Origin of the sequence: Pseudomonas taetrolens, assembly GCF_900475285.1 — a bacterium.
Taxonomy (GTDB): domain Bacteria; phylum Pseudomonadota; class Gammaproteobacteria; order Pseudomonadales; family Pseudomonadaceae; genus Aquipseudomonas; species Aquipseudomonas taetrolens.
The window spans coordinates 47,896-65,030 of sequence record NZ_LS483370.1 but is presented as its reverse complement, the minus strand read 5'-3'; the positions used below and the strand labels follow the sequence as shown (position 1 = coordinate 65,030).

The window sequence follows — 17,135 nt, the reverse complement described above, 5'->3', positions numbered from 1 at the left end:
ATCCTTGTTTAGAGAAACGCACCGCGGTTGAGCATTACTCGGTCGGCGGCAACATCCGGGCTTCCAGTTCTGCCACTTTGGCTTCAAGGCTTTCGAGGCGGGCACGGGTGCGGGCTAGGACGACCATTTGGCTGTCGAATTCCTCACGGCTCACCAGGTCCAGTTTGCTGAAGCCACTTTGCAGCAAGGCTTTGAACTGGCTTTCTATTTCGTTGCGCGGCAGCGGAGTTTCCCCACTGAACAAACGTGAAGCGTGGCCACTCAGGGTGTCGAGAAGATCTTTGGGCGCGAGCATGGTTAAGGTCCTGAAAACTGATGGCAGGAGTGTATCACGCAGTGTCAGGGCCCATTTATCGCCTGCCCGCGCACGTTTTTTGGGCGTGCCGCCCGCAAACCATGCACCGTTTATGTGCACAAATAGCCTTCAAAATCAGGCTAAAAGCCATCAACTGCGGATAACTTGCTGTAATTGCTGGCTTTCCCAGACATGGCAAGGTTTCTGCTTAGTTGCCTGAGACTCATGCACTGATGCGGTAGCTGTGACGAAAGCAGTGCGGCAAGTGGTTCAAGGAGTGTTTTCGTCACCAGCGATTTATACACGTCGTGCTGCCTGCAGAAGGCTGACGACGCGTTACAAAGCCAGGCACTGCGCTTAGACTTGAGCCGGGTTTGTTTTCCTGGGGCAAGTCCACTATTTCGGGAGAAGTTTCATGAAGCTAGTCACCGCCATTATTAAGCCATTCAAGTTAGATGACGTGCGCGAGTCGCTGTCTGAAATCGGCGTGCAGGGCATTACCGTTACTGAGGTTAAAGGCTTCGGCAGACAGAAGGGTCACACCGAACTGTATCGCGGCGCGGAGTACGTGGTCGATTTTCTGCCAAAGGTGAAGATTGATGTCGCCATCGACGACAAAGACCTTGACCGGGTTATCGAGGCGATAACCAAGGCCGCCAACACCGGCAAAATTGGTGACGGCAAGATTTTCGTGGTCAATCTGGAACAGGCAATTCGCATCCGTACCGGCGAAACCGATACCGACGCAATCTAAGCCGCCAAACCCCAACGCCCCAGGAGAAAACACTATGACTCTGCGTAAATTCGCAGGGCTCGGAGCCCTGTTGTCTGTCGTAATGCCTGGCCTGGCCATGGCCGCCGACGAAGTGGCTGCTCCAGTCCTGAATTCCGGCGACACTGCCTGGATGCTGACTGCAACGGCATTAGTGCTGTTCATGACCATTCCCGGCCTGGCACTGTTTTACGGCGGCATGGTTCGCTCCAAAAATATTCTTTCGGTCATGATGCAGTGCTTCGCCATTACCGGCCTGATCAGCATCCTGTGGGTCATTTATGGCTACAGCATCGCGTTCGACACCACCGGGATGGAGCAGGGCGTCACCAACTTCAACTCGTTCATCGGCGGGTTCTCCAAGATATTTCTCAACGGCGTCACCCCCGACAGCCTGACCTCCGCCACGGCGCTGTTCCCTGAAGCGGTATTCATTACCTTCCAGATGACTTTCGCCATCATTACCCCGGCACTGATCGTCGGTGCGTTCGCTGAGCGCATGAAGTTCTCGGCCATGCTGATCTTCATGGGTATCTGGTTCACCCTGGTGTATGCGCCGATTGCGCATATGGTCTGGAGCGGTGACGGCGGTCTGTTGTGGGACTGGGGTGTACTCGACTTCGCAGGTGGCACCGTGGTGCACATCAACGCCGGTATTGCAGGGCTGGTGGCGTGCATCGTGCTCGGCAAGCGTAAAGGCTACCCGACCACCCCAATGGCTCCGCACAACCTGGGTTACACCCTGATCGGCGCCGCCATGCTGTGGATTGGCTGGTTCGGCTTCAACGCAGGCTCCGCAGCAGCCGCTAACGGCACTGCAGGCATGGCGATGCTGGTTACCCAGATCGCGACAGCTGCTGCCGCGCTGGGCTGGATGTTTGCCGAGTGGATTACCCACGGTAAACCCAGCGCGCTGGGCATCGCCTCGGGTGTCGTCGCCGGTCTGGTTGCAATTACACCGGCCGCAGGTACTGTCGGCCCGATGGGCGCGATCGTGATCGGCTTGGCCTCTGGTGTGATCTGCTTCTTCTGCGCCACCAGCCTCAAGCGCAAGCTGGGTTATGACGACTCGCTGGATGCCTTCGGTGTTCACGGCGTCGGCGGTATTGTCGGGGCGATCCTCACCGGCGTATTCGCAGCGCCGGTATTGGGTGGCTTTGGCGAAGTGACCGATATCGCCACCCAGGTCTGGATTCAGTTCAAAGGCGTAGCCTTCACCGTGGTCTATACCGGGATCGTGACCTACGTCATTCTCAAGGTGCTGGATGCCGTGATGGGCCTGCGTGTGGCTGAAGAGGTTGAGGCGGTCGGCCTCGACTTGGCAGAACACAATGAGCGTGGCTACAACTTGTAATTTTCCTGCAGAAAAAATACCCGGCTTGCCGGGTATTTTTTTGACTGAAGTGCGGCATCACTCACAGCAATAAAATGGTTTTTCCCACATCTTCAAGGGAATATCAGGCGCACACCTGTTTGTGAGATGAACACTTACAACACAACTCGACTATTAGCCGCTTTGCTTTTTTATTCAGCACGCTAGAATGCGCGCCGAAGGGCAAAAAACTGCGCCCGGGCAAGACGAAGGCGAGGATGACCTCCCGACGCTTTCAAGGCCAGCGGGCCGAGTGCCAGAACAACTGGCACCAGGCTCCCGGCAACGTGTTTATGTGAACGAACACCGTGCTTGCGGCGGTGTCCGTAAAGCCCTCTTCACCCTCACCGATGAGGAGGCGTGAGCCGCGGTTTACCCAAGGCTACTTTTTCACCAGCGGCGGTCGACAGTTGGCGCAGCTGGTCTATAACTAATCTGCTTTACGTAAGTCATGGGGTAGAACATGAGCGACGACGATCTGGAAAATGATGACCTCGAAGTAGGCGACGAAGACGAGACTGAAGAAGGTCTTGAGGCCGCTGCCGATGATGTGGCTGACGATGATGACAGTGGCGACGATACGCCGGCCCCTGTGGCCAAGGGCAAATCGAAAGCCGCAGTCTCGGTTGATGACCTGCCAAGCGTAGAAGCCAAAAACAAAGAGCGTGATGCTCTGGCCCGTGCCATGGAAGAGTTTCTGTCCAAGGGCGGCAAGGTGCAGGAAGTCGAGGCCAATGTGGTGGCAGACCCACCCAAGAAGCCTGACAACAAGTACGGCAGCCGCCCTATCTAAGGGTCGATTGTCCGCTTGAAAGAAAAAGCCCGCCGTCGCTGCGGGCTTTTTTGCAGGTGGCTGTAGTCGCCCGCATCAGGGCTACAGACGTTTCAATACTGCCGGCAACTCGCTCAAACAGCCAATTTCGGCATCTGGAGGGGTTGCGCCGTCCCAGTGCTTGCCGCCAGGGTTGAACCAGATGGCACGCAAACCGGCTTGCTGCGCCCCGGCGATATCGTCACCCGGGTGATCGCCCACATGCACAGCCATATCCGCCGTCACTCCTCCGCGTAACAACGCTTCGTGAAACAGCCGTGCATCCGGCTTGGCAATGCCAATGTCTTCGGCGCACAACACGAACGCGAAATGGTGACCCAACCCGATCCGCCGCACATCGGCATTGCCATTGGTCACGACGCCCAAGGCGTAATCCCGGGCCAGAGCGTCAAGTGTCGGCTCCGCCTGCGGGAACACCTGCAGCGCGTGCCGAGCCTCGATAAACACTTCAAACGCCTGATCCGCCAACGTTGCCGCATTCCCATAGCCCACACCGTGCAGGGCCCGGAACAGCACCCGGCGACGCAATGCACTGATTCGGTGCTTGAGCTGCGGCTCTTCGCGCAAAACCTGCTCGCGAACCGTCTGAAAAAGCCCGGGTTCAATAACGCCCAATTGTGGTGCGTTATGGGTCAACCACTCGTGCAACGCGGACTCGGCGCTGGCGATCACCGGCGCGGTGTCCCATAGCGTGTCATCGAGGTCGAAGGTAATCAGCTTGATCGTCATTCACTGCCCTTACTGCGTTTGGCCCGTGGATGGGCGCTGTCGTAGACCGATGCCAAATGCTGGAAATCCAGATGAGTATAGATTTGCGTGGTTTTGATGTCCGCATGCCCGAGTAGCTCTTGTACCGCCCGCAAGTCCTGGGAGGACTCCAGCAAATGACTGGCAAATGAATGACGCAGCATGTGCGGATGCAGATTTTGTCCCAGCTCGCGCTCACCTGCGGCCTTGACCCGCAACTGAATTGCCCGTGCGCCAAGACGCCTGCCGCGCTGGCTGACGAACACGGCGTCATCCTCAGGGTTAGCCAGTGCCCGTAAAGGCAACCACGCCTGCAACGCTTCACGGGCCTTTTTACCCACCGGTAATACGCGGGTTTTACTGCCCTTGCCGAGCACCTGAACCAGCCCGTCAGCCAAATCCAGCTGATCCAGATTGAGCCCGGTCAGTTCCGACAGTCGCAGCCCCGACGAATAAAAAAGCTCCAGGATGGCCTGGTCTCGCTGGGCCAGAAAGTCATCTTCGACCGCGCCCTCCAGCAATTGCAAGGCACGGTCGGTGTCGAGGGTCTTGGGCAGGCGTCGTTCACCCTTGGGCGGCGCCAGACCGTTGGCCGGGTCGTGATCGCACAGGCCTTCGCGATTGAGGTAGTGATAAAGCCCGCGTACTGCCGACAGCAAACGGGCAATGCTGCGTGAGGACTGGCCTTGCTGATGCAGGCGCGACACCAGTTGGCGCAGACGCTGAATATCCAGCGTGGACCAGCTGACAATGGATGCTTTGGTGCAAAACGCCACCACCTTGTTCAGGTCGCGGCGATAGGCTTCAAGCGTATGGGGCGACACCTGGCGCTCACTGCGCAGGTGAGTGCAGTAAGCCTCCAGCTGCCGCTCCAACGCTAACGTACCGAACGCAAAGCGTTGGTAAAACGCGGCAACACGCGACCCAGCACTTCAGCGATATAGCCCAGGAACAGCGTGCCCACCGAGCTTTTGTAGTGCTGCGGATCACGACTGGCAACTGCGAGTACCCCGTGCAGCCCCAAGTGATTGAGCGCTACCACCGCAGTGGAGCCAATCTCTTTGCGCTGCTCTTCACCGAACAGGAAGTCCAGCTCATGTTCACGCAGGCTGCCGCTGACTGTCTTGCCTTCAGCCAATAGACCGCCCAGCGCACGCTGGGCATCGGCACTGCTCACCCACCGACCGACCGGCATCGGATTATCGCCAAACAGGACCAGGCTGACGAAAGGCACCTGAAAGTCCTGACGCAAGCTGTCCTCAACCGCAATCACCAGCTCTTCAAGGCTGGTGGCATCCATCAGAGCCAGGTTGAGACGACGGGTTTTTTTCAAACAGGCGGTCGTTATCACGTGCCACGTCCATCAACTGCGACAAGCGATGACGCATCTCGATATTACGGCCGCGCAACAGTTCCAGCTGGCGTTCTACCAGTGATACCGTATCGCCACGCTGATGAGGAATCCGCTGCGTCAGCAGCAGCTCCTCGCGCTGGCTGAAAAAGTCAGGATGCGCCTGCAGGTACGCCACGACGGCCGCAGCCTCAGGGCTTTCAACAGGTGTTTCGAGATCTGAGGGCTGTGCCTGGTCGGTCATCGGTTACGCTCGCTCATAAACGGACTTGTCCTTCGTAAACACGCATCGCCGGGCCGGTCATGATCACGGAATGGCCTGGGCCTTCCCACTCGATGGACAAACGGCCGCCGGGTAGATCAAGGATCAGTGGCGAGTCCATCCAGCCTTGACTGATGGCAGCCACCGCGGCGGCACAGGCGCCAGTACCGCAGGCCTGGGTTTCCCCGGCACCGCGTTCCCAGACACGCAGCTGCCCGCGCTGACGGTCGATCACATGCAAAAAACCGACATTGACCCGTGCCGGAAAGCGCGGGTGATGCTCGATTTTCGGGCCCAGCTCATGCACCGGTGCGGCATTGATATCGTCCACACGCAGTACCGCATGCGGATTGCCCATTGATACGGCAGCCAGCTCGACGCGCTGACCGTCGACGTCTACCTCATAACTCAAGGCTTGAGCATCGGCCACAAACGGAATGTCAGCCGGAACCAGACGGGGCGGCCCCATGTCGACACTGATTTGCCCATCACTGCGCACATTGAGCTCGATGATGCCGCTTTTGGTTTCGACCTTGATCTGGCGCTTGGTGGTTAAACGCTTGTCGAGCACAAAGCGCGCAAAACATCGCGCACCGTTGCCACATTGCTCAACTTCCGAACCGTCGGAGTTGAAGATCCGATAACGGAAATCCACTTCCGGGTTACTCGGTGCCTCGACAATCAATAGCTGGTCAAAACCGACGCCCGTGTGCCGATCACCCCATTGTTTGGCGTGCTTGGGCAAAATATGCGCGTGCTGGCTGACCAGGTCGAGCACCATGAAGTCATTGCCCAGACCGTGCATTTTAGTAAAACGCAGCAACATGGGCTTACTCCGCCAGCAGGCTTTCGCCAGCAAACAACTCGGCGATGGTCTCGCGACGACGCACTTCAAACGCTTGATCACCGTCCACCAGAATTTCGGCGGCGCGGCCACGGGTGTTGTAGTTCGAGCTCATGACAAAACCATAGGCACCCGCCGAATGCACGGCCAGAAAATCACCTTCGGCCAGCGCCAGTTGACGGTCCTTGGCCAGGAAATCGCCCGTTTCGCAAATCGGCCCAACGATATCGTAAGTACGTGTTTCGGTGTCGCGCGGGCGAACCGCGGTCACGTCCATCCAGGCCTGATACAACGCCGGGCGAATCAGATCGTTCATCGCCGCATCAACAATGGCGAAGTCTTTGTGTTCGGTGTGCTTGAGGTACTCGACCCGGGTCAGCAGGACGCCCGCATTGGCCACAATAAAACGGCCCGGCTCAAACACCAGTGCCAGATCACGACCGTCGATGCGCTCGCGCACAGCCTTGATGTAATCCGCAGCCAGTGGCGGCTCTTCGTCACGATAACGGACGCCCAGGCCACCACCCAGATCGATGTGACGCAGGTAAATACCGCAATCACCCAAACGGTCGATCAGCGCCAGCAGGCGATCGAGTGCATCGATGAACGGCTCAAGGGTGGTCAATTGCGAACCGATATGGCAATCGACGCCCACCACTTCGAGGTTCGGCAACTGCGCAGCACGGATGTACACATCTTCGGCATCGGCGATGGCAATACCGAACTTGTTTTCCTTGAGGCCGGTGGAGATGTACGGGTGCGTGCCCGCATCGACGTCCGGGTTGACCCGCAACGAGACCGGCGCACGAACGCCCAGCCCGGCGGCGACCTCTTGCAGGCGCTCCAGCTCATCGGTGGATTCAACGTTAAAACAGTGAACCCCGACTTCCAGGGCACGGCGCATGTCGTCGCGCGTCTTGCCAACACCTGAAAACACGATTTTGTCTGCCGAACCGCCAGCGGCCAGTACACGCTCAAGTTCACCACGGGACACGATGTCGAAACCAGCGCCCAAGCGCGCCAGGACATTGAGTACACCCAGGTTGGAGTTGGCCTTGACCGCAAAACAGACCAGATGCGGCGTACCGTTCAGGGCATCGGCGTAGGCGTTGTATTGCGCTTCGATGTGCGCCCGGGAATAGACATATGTCGGTGTGCCAAAACGCTCGGCGATAGCCGTCAGCGCTACACCTTCGGCGAACAGCTCGCCGTCCCGGTAATTAAAAGCGTCCATGGTGTTCCCTTATTGGTGCTTGTGCGATTGCGATTGCGACGACTTCGCTTGGTCTTCAGGGGATTGGCTGTCATCAGGCAGATACAGCGGTCCTTTTTGACCACAGGCAGAAACAAGGCAGGCGACCGCGACGAGCGCAGCAATAGAAGAGATCAGGCGCTTCATGGCGAAATCCTTTGAAAAGCATTAATTGCGCCCGAGTATACCGAGCACCTACCAGCTTGCCTATGCAGCAGAGCGGCCGAACGGGGGGCCTGTGTGGATAATCAGTGGTGCTCCGACAGCTGGTGCCTTAGGGTTTGCAATCAGTCTGGAGCGCCCGTATCTTGCGAGTTCCGAGCATGACTAGATACTACGAGGTTCCACCATGAGTTTGAATGAAGCCCGTTTTCACGATCTGGTCGATGCCACCCAGGAAAACCTGGAAGACATCTTTGACAACTGCGACCTGGATGTCGATGTAGAGAACTCGGCCGGTATCCTTACGGTCAAGTTCGAAAATGGCAAAGCACTGATTTTCAGCCGTCAGGCCCCCTTGCTCCAGCTCTGGCTGGCGGCCCCCAATGGCGGTTTTCACTTCGATTACGATGAAAAACGCAGCGCGTGGAAGTGCGATAAAAGCGACGAACTGCTCAGCGAAATGGTTGAACGCCTGACCCGGGAACATGCGGGTGCTGAGCTGGAATTTGAAGAGATCTGATTGTGACTGCTCCTGCAAAACCCGCAAAACCGCTGTACAGCAACGTCAGTCCGGCAGTTGCATCGCCGTGCATCAGCACCTGCCGGCTGGATGAGCACAAAGTCTGCCTGGGCTGTTTTCGCCACGTCGAAGATATCCGCGAGTGGCGCTCGGCAGACGACCAGCGGCGCAGAGTCATTTGTGAGCAGGCCCGGCTCAGGCAATCGATGTAGCCGCTGTCTCAGGCTGCGACAAGGCCCGCACAGCCTTCAAAATCTGAGGGCTGCTGCGTAACCCGTCGCGACCTTCGGCAGCGGCTACAGCCTTGACGGCGCCCCCGCTCGCTTGTGTATTTATTCTGCTGTGGTAGTGTCCGGGTTCGCCTCGCACTAACGAGGTTCGTCAAAACCCCGCCATTTTCCGGCGGGGTTTTGCTTTTTCGTGCAGAAAAAAGGAGTCTGCCAGGTCATGAGCACTACACCTTCCATCATCCTCACTCGCCTGGACGTACAGCGTCTGGAGCGCTTGATCGACAGCCTGGACGAATCGACTCCTGGCATTGCCGCGCTGCAAGCCGAACTCGATCGGGCCGAAACCATCGTCGGCCACGAAGAAATCCCGTCGGGCGTCGTGACCATGAACTCGCGTGTACATTGCCGTGAACAAAGTAGCGGCAAGGACTACCACCTGACGCTGGTGTACCCGAAAGACGCCAATGCCGATGAAGGCAAGGTCTCGATTCTGGCACCTGTGGGCAGCGCACTTCTGGGTTTGCAGGTCGGCCAACACATCAACTGGCCAGCACCGGGTGGCAAAACCCTGAAGCTGGAGTTGGTAGAAGTCGAATACCAGCCTGAAGCAGCTGGCGACTTCAACCTTTAAGCCTTACCCCGGGTACGCCCCAGTCAGACCTATCACAGCGGTAGCGCTCGATTTTGCGGCGCTGCCCCATGTGCAGCCGGCTCGCCTGACACGTGTTCATCACACGCCTGCAGGCTCAAGAATCGATAGCTGCCATTGAGTTCACGCGCCAGTGCCATTCGCTCACGACAGATCTGCTCGTCCGTCCACTGGCCGCGATTGTCCAGCAACGCCAGCTGGCGCTTATCCCAGCCCCATTCAATCGTCAGGCGCTGCAGCAACCGTCGCTGCCACTGGGCACCCTGCGGTGCGGTAGTGTCTGTCAGCTTGCGGTTGACCTTGAGGTACAAGCTGCGACGAACGATTTCCAGGCGCTGCAGATCACCCTGCTCCTTCAGGTAATGCTCGATACGGCGGTAGACCATCAGATACGGATCCAGCTCATCGAGGTCCAGTTGATTGGCGTACACCGCTCGCTTAAACCCCAAGGCCAGGCACTCCACCTGCGGTTGCTCGCTGGCGTACACTTCGATCAGCAACAGTTTGAGCACCGATTTGTAGGGCGACTCTGCGCCCTTGAGCAACTGCCACAGACCCGCGCCTAAAAAATCGCCGGCCGGTATGTGCGCCAGATGCCCGAAATCAATGACCTCATCAGGGTCGATCAAATGCCGGCTCAGCAATGAATCAGTAAACTCGGCAGAACGCGCCTCTTCATGCTCCGGCACCCACCACCACAACGGTGTTCTGCCAGCAAGCCAGATGGCGGTTCGATAGAACTCATCGAGCAACAGGCAATACGGCGTCATTGCGCAATCCTCACGGCGCAATTGAGCCTTACTGGCACGCACTGCATCCATCAGGAAAAAGTGCGCTTCGCAGCCCTCACTCGCCGCCCAGATTTCAAGCCGGTGACATTTTTCGCGCAATGCCACCAACGCCGGCTCATCCAGATCCGGGGCGTGGCAAATCCACACGTCCATATCGCTTTGATCGGTCTGGGCCAGCGAGCCCAGGCTGCCCATCAGAAAAAGCCCATGAATCGGTCGACCCGGACTCGGGAGACGACAACGTGTGTATGAGAAGACGCCAGCCAGGCGCTGCGCCGTAGTGAGCGTCGACGCATCCGGTTCATAACCCGAGACCCCGGCCGGAGTACAGGCAGTCACATAGCCGGGTAACTGCGGGTGATTCACATGGAACAACAACGCCAGAAGGCTCAGTAACGTTTGCTGACGCGGTGCGAGCCCCTCTATTGCACGGGCTCGTCGGTACTGATTAACGGCCAGAAAGCGTCCACGCAATTGACTGAGAATCTGCCGGTCAATTCCCTCGCTTTGCGCAGGACGTACTTCATGGGGACGCGTCATTTCACTCAGATCGGCTCGCCAAACGAGAAAGAGGGGGGGAGAAACGAAAGGGGAGTTTACAGCCGGCGGCATGAAAGGCTTAGGAGGAATGTATTTTTGACGTCAGATTTTTTACTTGCTGCAGAGAATGAGCCCTCGGAATCATCAATCCTCATAAGATCCCGGGGGCGCGACAACTCGACGTTAAGCGATCTCTGCCAGTTTTTCACCCAACCGGGACTCAGAGTTGAGAATCAGCAGCAGGCCCTGTACATGCTCGGCCGCATCACGGCCCAGGCTCGTCAGGTAGCCACCATCGGGCTGGTTGATCAGATCTTTTTCATAGAGACGCTGGGCTGCCGCAACGACTTTTTGGTCGGCGGATTGATGGATTTTCAGGCCCTCCAGAGTACTTTCCAAGTCAAACAGTGCAAGGACTTCCAGTTCGGCAACCAACTCAGGGGTAAACGACATAAAGACTCCAGACTATGCAGGAAAAGACGACAGCCGCTCTAAGGTGATCGCACTCGCGCCAACTGTCCAGTAACAGTTCACACCTTGTCCACGCTACTTGTCGCACCTGCCCCAAATTGAACCGTTAGGGGGGCAATTGGAGTGTAGTCCGAGTCCTCAACCCCGTGCGTCCAAATGAATAAACGAAGCAGGAAGGCTTGCCGACAGCCATTACTTCATCGAGCCAGCAATTCGGTTATATAAACATTCTTAAATAGTATTTTTAAGAATATCCGAGGCTCACTAGTATTGCCCTACGCCAGCAACCCAGTCGGCCACCACCTTTCAAGGAGCAGCACCATGAGCGCATCCCTGCGTAGCGTTGACGGTCAGGACGAAGCCACCATTCTGCGGGAAATCCAGAGCGCGCTTCGAGATCTGCGCTTTGGTGCCGTAGAAATCACCGTCCACAACGCCCAAGTGGTTCAAATCGAACGCAAAGAAAAATTCCGGTTGCAGAACCCAGGCCAGAAGAACACCTGATTCGCAACCTGCGCACTCGCCCGGGTGTGCTCATAACACTAAAAAACGCTTTGGAGCCTCACCTATGTCCCTACGCCGTTACGCTTTGGCCGCGCTGGCCAGTGCCATTTTTGCTGGCTCCGCTGTGGCCAAAGATTACGAACTACTCAACGTTTCCTACGATCCGACCCGCGAGCTGTATCAGGATTACAACGCTGAATTCACCCAATTCTGGAAGCAAAGCCACCCGGACGACACCGTCAAAATCCAGCAATCCCACGGGGGCTCCGGCAAGCAGGCACGCGGTGTGATCGACGGGCTGCGGGCAGATGTCGTGACTCTGGCGCTGGCCGGTGACATCGACGAAATCTCCAAGCTGGGCAAGTCACTGCCGGCAAACTGGCAAACCCGCCTCCCGCAAGCCAGCACACCCTACACCTCGACCATCGTGTTCCTGGTTCGCAAAGGCAACCCTAAAGGCATCAAGGATTGGGGCGACCTGACCAAAGAGGGTGTGTCTGTCATTACACCCAACCCTAAGACCAGCGGCGGCGCACGCTGGAACTTCCTGGCCGCTTACGCCTATGGCCTCAAAGCCAACGGCGGCGACGAAGGAAAAGCCAAGGAATACGTTAAAAACCTGTTCAAACATGTTCCCGTTCTGGACACCGGTGCCCGGGGTTCGACCATCACCTTTGTCAACAACGGCCAGGGTGACGTATTGCTGGCCTGGGAAAATGAAGCCTTCCTGGCCCTTAAAGAAGACGGGGGCGGCGACAAGTTCGACATCATCGTGCCTTCGCTGTCGATTCTGGCCGAGCCTCCAGTGGCCGTGGTCGACAAAAATGCTGATAAAAAGGGCAACGCCGAGATCGCCAAGGCTTACCTTGAACATTTGTACAGCCCGGCCGGTCAGGAGATCGCAGCCAAAAACTTTTACCGCCCTCGTGACGAAAAAGTGGCGGCAAAATATGCAGAGCAATTTCCAAAGCTGGACCTCGTGACTATCGACAAAGACTTCGGCGGCTGGAAGACTGCGCAACCGAAATTTTTCAATGACGGTGGCGTGTTCGACCAGATCTACCAGGCGCAATAACCTGTGGGGCGAGGGTTCAAGCCTCGCTGAAAGCTAGAATATAAAGCCCGCAATCACGTTGCGGGCTTCGTGCGTTAACCAAGGACCCTTATGTCACGTCGTATCTCCCCCGTCATACCCGGCTTCGGGCTGACGCTGGGCTACACCTTGGTGTACCTCAGCCTGATTGTGCTTATTCCTCTGGCGGCGATGTTCGTGCATGCCGCTCAACTGACCTGGGACCAGTTCTGGGCCATCATCACCGCTCCCCGGGTTCTGGCCGCACTCAAACTGAGCTTTAGCACCGCCTTTGTCGCCGCGCTGATCAATGGCGTGATCGGTACCGTGCTGGCCTGGGTGCTGGTGCGCTATACCTTCCCGGGGCGCAAGGTCATCGATGCCATGATCGACCTGCCGTTTGCGTTGCCCACAGCAGTGGCCGGTATCGCACTGACCGCGCTGTATGCGCCCAACGGCTGGATCGGCCAGTTTGCTGCCGACCTGGGCTTCAAGATCGCCTACACCCCGATGGGCATCACCCTGGCACTGACATTCGTCACGCTGCCGTTTGTCGTGCGCACGGTGCAACCGGTATTGGCCGATATCCCGCGGGAAGTCGAAGAGGCCGCCGCCTGCCTGGGTGCCAAACCGCTGCAAGTATTCCGTTACATACTGATGCCGGCCTTGCTGCCTGCATGGCTGACCGGTTTTGCCCTGGCCTTTGCCCGGGGCGTCGGCGAATACGGTTCGGTGATTTTCATCGCCGGCAACATGCCGATGAAAACCGAGATCCTGCCGCTGCTGATCATGGTCAAGCTGGACCAGTACGACTACACCGGCGCCACCGCCATCGGCGTGATGATGCTGGTGGTTTCCTTCATCTTGCTGCTGCTGATCAACCTGATCCAGCGCCGCATCGAAACCCCTTGAAGGAGGCGTCACCATGTCCAACTCAACATTGAGTGCCTCATCTGCAGCCAACGCGGCACGCCGTGGCAGCCCGCTGTCGCGGCGCATGCTGATCGGCTTCGGCTGGTTGTTCTTCGTGATCTTCCTGCTGCTGCCGCTGCTGATCGTGGTGTCTCAGGGATTGAAACTCGGTTTCGGTGCATTCTTCGAAGCGATCCTCGAACCGGATGCCCTGTCGGCCCTCAAGCTGACCGTCATTGCAGTCTTGATTTCGGTGCCGCTCAACGTGGTATTCGGTGTCAGTGCCGCCTGGTGCGTCAGCAAATACAGCTTCCGCGGCAAAAGCATCCTGGTCACCCTGATCGACCTGCCATTTTCGGTCTCGCCCGTGATCGCCGGTCTGGTCTACGTGCTGATGTTCGGCGCACAGGGCTTCTTCGGGGAGTGGCTGCAAGACCACGACATCCAGATTGTCTTCGCACTGCCGGGCATCGTGCTCGCGACGATTTTCGTCACCGTGCCGTTTGTGGCCCGTGAGCTGATCCCGCTGATGCAAGAGCAGGGCACCCAGGAAGAAGAAGCCGCCCGGCTACTGGGCGCCAACGGCTGGCAGATGTTCTGGCATGTCACCGTGCCCAACATCAAGTGGGGGCTGATCTACGGCGTCGTACTGTGTACAGCACGGGCAATGGGCGAATTCGGCGCGGTGTCGGTGGTTTCCGGGCACATCCGCGGGGTCACCAACACCCTGCCGCTGCACGTCGAGATCCTCTACAACGAATACAACCACGTTGCCGCTTTCGCTGTGGCCACCCTGTTGCTGATCCTGGCGCTCTTCATCCTGCTGCTCAAGCAGTGGAGCGAATCCCGTATTAACCGCCTGCGCGCCAGCGCCGCGGAGGAATAAACCATGTCGATCGAAGTCCGTAACGTCAGCAAGAACTTCAACGCCTTCAAGGCCCTGAACAGCATCAATCTGGACATCCAGAGCGGCGAACTGGTTGCCCTGCTCGGGCCATCCGGCTGTGGCAAAACCACTTTGCTGCGCATCATTGCCGGCCTCGAAACCCCGGACCAGGGCAACATCGTTTTCCACGGTGAAGACGTCTCGGGCCACGATGTTCGCGATCGCAACGTCGGTTTCGTGTTTCAGCATTACGCCTTGTTCCGTCACATGACCGTGTTCGACAACGTGGCCTTTGGCTTGCGCATGAAGCCGAAAAACCAGCGCCCGAGCGAAACCCGCATCGCCGAAAAAGTCCACGAACTGCTGAACATGGTGCAACTGGACTGGCTCTCTGACCGTTATCCCGAGCAGCTTTCCGGCGGGCAACGCCAGCGGATCGCCCTGGCCCGCGCCTTGGCGGTCGAACCCAAAGTACTGCTGCTGGACGAACCGTTCGGTGCGCTCGACGCCAAGGTCCGTAAAGAACTGCGTCGCTGGCTGGCCCGCCTGCATGAAGACATCAACCTGACCTCGGTATTCGTGACCCACGACCAGGAAGAAGCGATGGAAGTCGCCGACCGCATCGTGGTGATGAACAAGGGCGTTATCGAGCAGATCGGCTCACCGGGCGAAGTCTACGAAAACCCGGCCAGCGATTTCGTGTACCACTTCCTCGGTGATTCCAACCGTCTGCACATCGGCGAAGACCAGCACGTGCTGTTCCGCCCGCACGAGGTGTCGCTGTCACGCAGCGAGCTCGAAGACCATCACGCCGCCCAGGTACGCGACATCCGCCCACTGGGTGCCACCACCCGGATCACCCTGAAAGTCGAAGGCCAAAACGAGCTGATTGAGGTCGAAGTAGTCAAAGACCACGACAGCCTCACCGACCTGACCCGTGGCGAGACGTTGTTCTTCAAGCCGAAGGTGTGGCAAAAACACACCCGTCTCTAACGGCTGACTGCACTGCCCAAGGCCTGACATCTGCTGATGTTCAGGCCTTTTTAGTATTCCTGCATGCCTTGTAGGAAGCACCCTAACTGCCCACGGCAAAAAGCTCTAATTCCCTCGCAATCTACCCATTCACTCCTACATCCGCGGCGCCTTCATACGCTTAGAGTCCAGACCTTTAGCCCACAACAGGTTGCAAAAGGACTCGCATGGCAGACACAGGAAAAATCACCCAGATCTGGCGCCATGCAGGCGGCGAGGGCAGTTATTGCTACCTCGACGACATGACCACCAAGGAACTCACCGAACAAGAAGCCGAGCACCGCAGCTATGACGCCATTGCTGCTGCCGATGCCGCCAACGACCAAAAGCGCTTCGAGCGCTACACGCAACAGCAGCAGGATGAGCGCGCGCAAAAGTTCGACCTCCACCTGCGTATCGGGGTGTTCTTTGACGGCACAGGCAACAACGCCAGCAATGCAGCAGACGGACAACGCTGCGGTGCACATCATCCCGTAAACCTCGAAGACCTGGACCGCAGCTGCAAGCCGTATATGTCAGAGCCGGACAGCAGCTATGGGAATGACCCGAGCAATATTTCCAAGCTGCATGATTTGTATGAGTTCTCGAAGGAGTTAACAGGCGGCGGTCAACACAAAAGCATCAGACGACGGCTTTACATCGAGGGCATCGGTACCCAAACCGGCAAGGCGGATAACACGTTCGGGCTGGGCACCGGTCGCGGTGAAACGGGGGTAGAGGCCCGGGTCGAAGATGCGTTCAAAAAAATACGCAGCCTGATGAACGAGCTTCACCAGGATCACCCCAACGCTGAAATCCGGAGCCTGACCCTCGACACCTTTGGCTTTAGCCGTGGCGCCGCTGCCGCCCGGCATTTTGCCAATCAGGTCGCAAACCGCAACAACGGCCCGCTGATCGAGGTGTTGCGCACGACCAAGGCCAGGCTCAGCCCCCACTTCCTGGCGGACTCTTGTGATGTGAGCGTGCGGTTTATCGGCTTGTTCGACACCGTGGCGTCGATTGCCGCACTAAGCAATCTGGGGAATTACAGCAGCAGCCACGTCCCCCGCCTGCAGCTGTACCTGAACCCACAGTTGTTCCCCTGCGTGGTGCAATTGGCCGCCCGCGATGAAAAACGCTTCAACTTCGCCTTGAGCCACGTCGGCCCCGACCATTTCGAGGTGACCTTGCCTGGTGCCCACTCTGACCTCGGGGGCGGGTACCGGGCGCTGACTGAAGCAACGCAGATGGTCACGCCCATGCAATCACTGGAGGTGGCCCGCGAACAGGATGTCAGTGAAACCTCGATTTACCGCGATGCGGAACAAGCCAGGGCACGCTGGATCGACGAAGGGTGGCCGGCGGATACCTTGCATATCGTGACGCCGCAGGCGCTGCCGCTCCCGGCGGACACCCAGGACCGAATGGGGCCGGCCCGCAAAAAAGTCTACGCCGGCGTGCAAAGTCGGCGAGAGGTCAGGGGGGGAACTGTCCCGTGTGTATTTAAGGGTGATGCATGCACTGGCCAAGGCTAAAAACGTGCCCTTTCAGGAAATTCCGGATAAGGAGGCGTACCGAATACCAAGCGAACTTCAAGCGTTATCTGACAAGTTTGTAGCGGGGGACTACAGCATCACACCTGCAGAGGACACGCTGTTAA

The 17,135-nt window shown here is 57.9% G+C and carries 19 protein-coding genes and 2 pseudogenes; 12 read left to right on the top strand and 9 right to left on the bottom strand.

Annotated elements, in window-relative coordinates; translation table 11 throughout:
* Nucleotides 1-34 precede the first annotated feature (34 nt).
* Nucleotides 35-295, bottom strand: a complete 261-nt coding sequence (locus DQN55_RS00315; RefSeq protein WP_048381424.1) for an accessory factor UbiK family protein — start codon at nucleotides 293-295, stop codon at nucleotides 35-37.
* Nucleotides 296-710: 415 nt separating this feature from the next.
* On the opposite strand from DQN55_RS00315, the gene glnK reads away from it, so the two are divergent.
* The 3 genes from glnK to sutA all read left to right on the top strand — a co-directional run bounded on the left by glnK (nucleotide 711) and on the right by sutA (nucleotide 3,232).
* A complete protein-coding gene (gene glnK / locus DQN55_RS00310) occupies nucleotides 711-1,049 on the top strand; it encodes a P-II family nitrogen regulator (protein WP_002555808.1) in 339 nt (112 codons plus the stop codon).
* Between the two features lie 34 nt (nucleotides 1,050-1,083).
* A complete protein-coding gene (locus DQN55_RS00305; protein WP_048381426.1) occupies nucleotides 1,084-2,421 on the top strand; it encodes an ammonium transporter in 1,338 nt (445 codons plus the stop codon).
* 481 nt (nucleotides 2,422-2,902) lie between these two features.
* On the top strand, nucleotides 2,903-3,232 hold the full coding sequence (gene sutA / locus DQN55_RS00300) for a transcriptional regulator SutA (RefSeq protein WP_048381428.1): 330 nt from the start codon (nucleotides 2,903-2,905) through the stop codon (nucleotides 3,230-3,232).
* Nucleotides 3,233-3,313: 81 nt separating this feature from the next.
* Here sutA and DQN55_RS00295 read toward each other — a convergent pair whose 3' ends face one another.
* The 6 genes and pseudogenes from DQN55_RS00295 to lptM form a co-directional block, all read right to left on the bottom strand.
* On the bottom strand, nucleotides 3,314-4,000 hold the full coding sequence (locus tag DQN55_RS00295) for an HAD family hydrolase (protein ID WP_048381431.1): 687 nt from the start codon (nucleotides 3,998-4,000) through the stop codon (nucleotides 3,314-3,316).
* Nucleotides 3,997-4,893: a tyrosine recombinase XerC gene (gene xerC / locus DQN55_RS00290; protein ID WP_048381433.1), complete on the bottom strand. Its 897-nt coding sequence runs from the start codon at nucleotides 4,891-4,893 to the stop codon at nucleotides 3,997-3,999. The genes DQN55_RS00295 and xerC overlap by 4 nt, the downstream gene beginning before the upstream one ends.
* Before the next feature lie 2 nt (nucleotides 4,894-4,895).
* Nucleotides 4,896-5,613: pseudogene (locus DQN55_RS00285) on the bottom strand (DUF484 family protein).
* A gap of 13 nt (nucleotides 5,614-5,626) precedes the next feature.
* Nucleotides 5,627-6,457 carry a diaminopimelate epimerase gene (gene dapF / locus DQN55_RS00280; protein WP_048381437.1) on the bottom strand — a complete coding sequence of 277 codons (831 nt, stop codon included), beginning with the start codon at nucleotides 6,455-6,457 and terminating at the stop codon, nucleotides 5,627-5,629.
* A 4-nt stretch (nucleotides 6,458-6,461) separates the two neighbouring features.
* Nucleotides 6,462-7,709, bottom strand: coding sequence for a diaminopimelate decarboxylase (lysA, locus tag DQN55_RS00275; protein WP_048381438.1), 1,248 nt, complete (start codon nucleotides 7,707-7,709; stop codon nucleotides 6,462-6,464).
* A gap of 9 nt (nucleotides 7,710-7,718) precedes the next feature.
* Nucleotides 7,719-7,874: an LPS translocon maturation chaperone LptM gene (lptM, locus tag DQN55_RS00270; protein ID WP_048381440.1), complete on the bottom strand. Its 156-nt coding sequence runs from the start codon at nucleotides 7,872-7,874 to the stop codon at nucleotides 7,719-7,721.
* Between the two features lie 202 nt (nucleotides 7,875-8,076).
* Between lptM and cyaY the strand changes: the two genes are divergently transcribed.
* The 3 genes from cyaY (at nucleotide 8,077) to rnk (ending at nucleotide 9,270) form a co-directional block, all read left to right on the top strand.
* A complete protein-coding gene (gene cyaY / locus DQN55_RS00265; protein ID WP_048381441.1) occupies nucleotides 8,077-8,409 on the top strand; it encodes an iron donor protein CyaY in 333 nt (110 codons plus the stop codon).
* Nucleotides 8,406-8,621, top strand: a complete 216-nt coding sequence (locus DQN55_RS00260) for a DUF1289 domain-containing protein (protein WP_162837532.1) — start codon at nucleotides 8,406-8,408, stop codon at nucleotides 8,619-8,621. The genes cyaY and DQN55_RS00260 overlap by 4 nt, the downstream gene beginning before the upstream one ends.
* Before the next feature lie 235 nt (nucleotides 8,622-8,856).
* Nucleotides 8,857-9,270 carry a nucleoside diphosphate kinase regulator gene (gene rnk / locus DQN55_RS00255; protein ID WP_048381443.1) on the top strand — a complete coding sequence of 138 codons (414 nt, stop codon included), beginning with the start codon at nucleotides 8,857-8,859 and terminating at the stop codon, nucleotides 9,268-9,270.
* 95 nt (nucleotides 9,271-9,365) lie between these two features.
* On the opposite strand, the pseudogene DQN55_RS00250 reads toward rnk, so the two are convergent.
* Both DQN55_RS00250 and DQN55_RS00245 read right to left on the bottom strand, forming a co-directional pair.
* Nucleotides 9,366-10,619, bottom strand: a pseudogene (locus DQN55_RS00250) (class I adenylate cyclase); the annotation flags it as partial.
* Nucleotides 10,620-10,802: 183 nt separating this feature from the next.
* Nucleotides 10,803-11,072, bottom strand: coding sequence for a TIGR02647 family protein (locus DQN55_RS00245; RefSeq protein WP_048381445.1), 270 nt, complete (start codon nucleotides 11,070-11,072; stop codon nucleotides 10,803-10,805).
* A gap of 339 nt (nucleotides 11,073-11,411) precedes the next feature.
* Here DQN55_RS00245 and oscA point away from each other — a divergent pair, with 339 nt between their 5' ends.
* The 6 genes from oscA to DQN55_RS00215 all read left to right on the top strand — a co-directional run bounded on the left by oscA (nucleotide 11,412) and on the right by DQN55_RS00215 (nucleotide 17,010).
* Nucleotides 11,412-11,594, top strand: coding sequence for a sulfur starvation response protein OscA (gene oscA, locus DQN55_RS00240; RefSeq protein WP_048381447.1), 183 nt, complete (start codon nucleotides 11,412-11,414; stop codon nucleotides 11,592-11,594).
* Nucleotides 11,595-11,658: 64 nt separating this feature from the next.
* The gene (locus tag DQN55_RS00235; protein WP_048381449.1) at nucleotides 11,659-12,669 is read left to right on the top strand and encodes a sulfate ABC transporter substrate-binding protein; all 1,011 of its coding nucleotides are present in this window, start codon (nucleotides 11,659-11,661) and stop codon (nucleotides 12,667-12,669) included.
* A 90-nt stretch (nucleotides 12,670-12,759) separates the two neighbouring features.
* Nucleotides 12,760-13,578, top strand: coding sequence for a sulfate ABC transporter permease subunit CysT (gene cysT, locus DQN55_RS00230; RefSeq protein WP_048381451.1), 819 nt, complete (start codon nucleotides 12,760-12,762; stop codon nucleotides 13,576-13,578).
* A 13-nt stretch (nucleotides 13,579-13,591) separates the two neighbouring features.
* On the top strand, nucleotides 13,592-14,464 hold the full coding sequence (gene cysW, locus DQN55_RS00225; RefSeq protein WP_048381453.1) for a sulfate ABC transporter permease subunit CysW: 873 nt from the start codon (nucleotides 13,592-13,594) through the stop codon (nucleotides 14,462-14,464).
* Between the two features lie 3 nt (nucleotides 14,465-14,467).
* Nucleotides 14,468-15,457, top strand: coding sequence for a sulfate/molybdate ABC transporter ATP-binding protein (locus DQN55_RS00220; RefSeq protein WP_048381455.1), 990 nt, complete (start codon nucleotides 14,468-14,470; stop codon nucleotides 15,455-15,457).
* Nucleotides 15,458-15,663: 206 nt separating this feature from the next.
* Entirely contained in the window at nucleotides 15,664-17,010 is a 1,347-nt protein-coding gene (locus DQN55_RS00215; RefSeq protein WP_053070915.1) for a T6SS phospholipase effector Tle1-like catalytic domain-containing protein, read from the top strand.
* Nucleotides 17,011-17,135: the final 125 nt, after the last annotated feature.

What these genes read in the sequence shown, in the direction of transcription:
- DQN55_RS00220 (WP_048381455.1), top strand. Translation starts at nt 14,468, where the DNA reads ATGTCGATCGAAGTCCGTAACGTCAGCAAGAACTTCAACGCCTTCAAG.
- DQN55_RS00305 (WP_048381426.1), top strand. Translation starts at nt 1,084, where the DNA reads ATGACTCTGCGTAAATTCGCAGGGCTCGGAGCCCTGTTGTCTGTCGTA.
- glnK (WP_002555808.1), top strand. Translation starts at nt 711, where the DNA reads ATGAAGCTAGTCACCGCCATTATTAAGCCATTCAAGTTAGATGACGTG.
- oscA (WP_048381447.1), top strand. Translation starts at nt 11,412, where the DNA reads ATGAGCGCATCCCTGCGTAGCGTTGACGGTCAGGACGAAGCCACCATT.
- DQN55_RS00215 (WP_053070915.1), top strand. Translation starts at nt 15,664, where the DNA reads ATGGCAGACACAGGAAAAATCACCCAGATCTGGCGCCATGCAGGCGGC.
- cysW (WP_048381453.1), top strand. Translation starts at nt 13,592, where the DNA reads ATGTCCAACTCAACATTGAGTGCCTCATCTGCAGCCAACGCGGCACGC.
- cysT (WP_048381451.1), top strand. Translation starts at nt 12,760, where the DNA reads ATGTCACGTCGTATCTCCCCCGTCATACCCGGCTTCGGGCTGACGCTG.
- sutA (WP_048381428.1), top strand. Translation starts at nt 2,903, where the DNA reads ATGAGCGACGACGATCTGGAAAATGATGACCTCGAAGTAGGCGACGAA.
- lysA (WP_048381438.1), bottom strand. Translation starts at nt 7,709, where the DNA reads ATGGACGCTTTTAATTACCGGGACGGCGAGCTGTTCGCCGAAGGTGTA.
- cyaY (WP_048381441.1), top strand. Translation starts at nt 8,077, where the DNA reads ATGAGTTTGAATGAAGCCCGTTTTCACGATCTGGTCGATGCCACCCAG.
- DQN55_RS00235 (WP_048381449.1), top strand. Translation starts at nt 11,659, where the DNA reads ATGTCCCTACGCCGTTACGCTTTGGCCGCGCTGGCCAGTGCCATTTTT.
- DQN55_RS00295 (WP_048381431.1), bottom strand. Translation starts at nt 4,000, where the DNA reads ATGACGATCAAGCTGATTACCTTCGACCTCGATGACACGCTATGGGAC.
- DQN55_RS00245 (WP_048381445.1), bottom strand. Translation starts at nt 11,072, where the DNA reads ATGTCGTTTACCCCTGAGTTGGTTGCCGAACTGGAAGTCCTTGCACTG.
- DQN55_RS00315 (WP_048381424.1), bottom strand. Translation starts at nt 295, where the DNA reads ATGCTCGCGCCCAAAGATCTTCTCGACACCCTGAGTGGCCACGCTTCA.
- lptM (WP_048381440.1), bottom strand. Translation starts at nt 7,874, where the DNA reads ATGAAGCGCCTGATCTCTTCTATTGCTGCGCTCGTCGCGGTCGCCTGC.
- dapF (WP_048381437.1), bottom strand. Translation starts at nt 6,457, where the DNA reads ATGTTGCTGCGTTTTACTAAAATGCACGGTCTGGGCAATGACTTCATG.
- rnk (WP_048381443.1), top strand. Translation starts at nt 8,857, where the DNA reads ATGAGCACTACACCTTCCATCATCCTCACTCGCCTGGACGTACAGCGT.